Genomic DNA, 1,925 nt, shown 5'->3' with positions numbered 1-1,925 from the left:
AAGCAGACGCCGATGTCGATCATCGAAGTGGCTTCGGTCTGTGGTTTCGTCTCTACGCCGCACTTCTCCAAGTGCTACCGCGAGTACTTCGGCATTCCGCCGCGTGACGAGCGCATCGGCTCCAACACCACCCAGCAAGTGGCGATGATGCCGTTGCCGCAAGCCATGGTTTTGGCACCGCTGTCCGGCCCGCTGTCGGCCTTGAGTCAGGCGCGCAACGAGTCGACCTTCGCCAGCGTGCGTCTGTAGTCACAGACGTTTCTTGAAGTACACCACGCGTTCGGTTTCCTCGAAGCCCAGCGCGTGGTGCAGTGTCTGGCTGACCAGATTGTCCAGGCTGGTGTCAGACGCAATCTCCACACATCCGGCCTGGCGTCCCCACTGGCTGACCTGCTCGATCAGTTGCTGGGCAACGCCCCGGCGGCGGTGCTCGGGAGCCACATAGATCCCTTCGAGAAACACCACCGGCGAACTCTCGGTGCCGTTGACGTAGTCGTGACGCAACGCCGCCTCGGCCAGGCCGACGGCTTCACCGTTCTCGGCAAAGGCCAGCCAGCAGCCATAGCGCTCGGGTGCGCCCAGCATCTGGCGGATCTCGGCCTGGTGTTCGTCTGGCGGGCAGTCGGGCCACAGGCCAAGGCGCAATTGCAGCCAGCGGGGCGCGTCGGCGGATGAGCCGGGTTGTATCGCTATCATGAGTGCCTGCCTGTTTTTGCCAGAGGGACGCGCACTCTAGCAATCCGCTCAGGGCACAGGGAGACTCAGGCGCGTTTTTGCTGCAGGTACTCGGCCAGGGCCGGCAGCAACTGGCGATCGATGGCCTGGCGGACCGCGGGAAGAATGGTCGCATTGCCGGTGAGCATCTGCTCCACCATGCCTTTGAGCGCCTTGGCCCGCGCATCGCTCAAACCCCGCACTGCACATTCACAGGCCTGCTCGGCGCTGGCGCCTGCGGGCATCTCGAAACCCAGGGCCCGGAGTTGTCCCAGCAGGTCGTCCTGATCAATCAAATCCGCATGCATCATGACGCTCATCCTTATTCAGGTAACGTGGTCGTCAGTCGATTCTGGTAGGCCGTCCGGGTGACGGCAAGGGCAGATGGTCGCGATGGCCCGATTACCTATGAACAGGTCGTTTTCGGCTAACTCGATGGTCATGGCCGGTTGCAACAGCGCCTGGAAAAGGCGGCCGATCAAGTCTCGTGGCGCTTGCGTGTGATGGCCCGGGCTTGCATAAGGGTGGATATTGAGCCGTGCTGCCGCTCAAGCTCGCCAGCTGCAAGCGGTGGGGGTGGGCAGGATGGCCGTTGGGGCAAAAGAATAGGGAGCTGTAGTGGATGAAAGTGATGTTCAACCTGGGTTTGGCCTGTTTGTTGTGGATGGTTTGCAGCGTGGCTGCGGCAGCCACCGCGTGTGGCGATTTTTTGCGGGCCATGAGCGATCCGCCGAAGTCCCTGGAGTTTTTCCAATGTGAGTCGCAGCCGCAGGATCAGGGCGCACCGCTGACCGCCAGGTATCGGGTCAAGGGTCAGGATGCCCATGAAGTGGAACGCTATCTGCAACGGGAGTTGGGGTTGCAGGAGGGGCTCAGGTTTGTCTGCTGTGGCTGGGAAACGAAGGGTTTCATGTCCTATAGGGATAAAAGGACCGGGCGTAATTATCAGGTCGGCATGGGCTCGGAAGAGACGCCCTACAACCAGCGCCGGGATTGGCACAAGATCGGCTATTTCTACGTGACGGTGGTGTTCTATACCGAGGACATCTGAACGCTTGTAGCTATGAGCAGGTCGCTCTCGGCTAACTCGCGGGCAGGCAGAGTGGGCAGACTGAAACCAGCTGGCGTCGTGACGGTTTGGTCACCTTCTCACTGCAGCTCCTCAGAAGTAGTCCCTGCCTCGATCCTGTCACGGCTTGATCGGGGCTTTT

General features: G+C 61.0%; 4 protein-coding genes. 2 read left to right on the top strand and 2 right to left on the bottom strand.

Features of this window, described 5'->3' with window-relative positions:
- On the top strand, positions 1 to 249 hold a 249-nt coding region (locus tag BLX41_RS35985), incomplete at its 5' end, for an AraC family transcriptional regulator (protein WP_259745074.1).
- On the opposite strand, the gene aac(6') is transcribed toward BLX41_RS35985, so the two are convergent.
- Both aac(6') and BLX41_RS22020 read right to left on the bottom strand, forming a co-directional pair.
- Complete coding sequence (gene aac(6') / locus BLX41_RS22025; RefSeq protein WP_123726594.1) at positions 250 to 696, bottom strand: aminoglycoside 6'-N-acetyltransferase; 447 nt, start codon at positions 694 to 696, stop codon at positions 250 to 252.
- Positions 697 to 761: 65 nt separating this feature from the next.
- Complete coding sequence (locus BLX41_RS22020; protein ID WP_025131152.1) at positions 762 to 1,025, bottom strand: hypothetical protein; 264 nt, start codon at positions 1,023 to 1,025, stop codon at positions 762 to 764.
- Between the two features lie 311 nt (positions 1,026 to 1,336).
- Between BLX41_RS22020 and BLX41_RS22015 the strand changes: the two genes are divergently transcribed.
- Positions 1,337 to 1,765 carry a DUF4952 domain-containing protein gene (locus tag BLX41_RS22015; RefSeq protein WP_123726593.1) on the top strand — a complete coding sequence of 143 codons (429 nt, stop codon included), beginning with the start codon at positions 1,337 to 1,339 and terminating at the stop codon, positions 1,763 to 1,765.
- Positions 1,766 to 1,925: the final 160 nt, after the last annotated feature.

The organism is Pseudomonas protegens, from assembly GCF_003732485.1.
GTDB classification, from domain to species: domain Bacteria; phylum Pseudomonadota; class Gammaproteobacteria; order Pseudomonadales; family Pseudomonadaceae; genus Aquipseudomonas; species Aquipseudomonas protegens_B.
This window is presented reverse-complemented; position numbering and strand designations above follow the sequence as displayed.

What these genes read in the sequence shown, in the direction of transcription:
- BLX41_RS22015 (WP_123726593.1), top strand. Translation starts at nt 1,337, where the DNA reads ATGAAAGTGATGTTCAACCTGGGTTTGGCCTGTTTGTTGTGGATGGTT.
- BLX41_RS22020 (WP_025131152.1), bottom strand. Translation starts at nt 1,025, where the DNA reads ATGATGCATGCGGATTTGATTGATCAGGACGACCTGCTGGGACAACTC.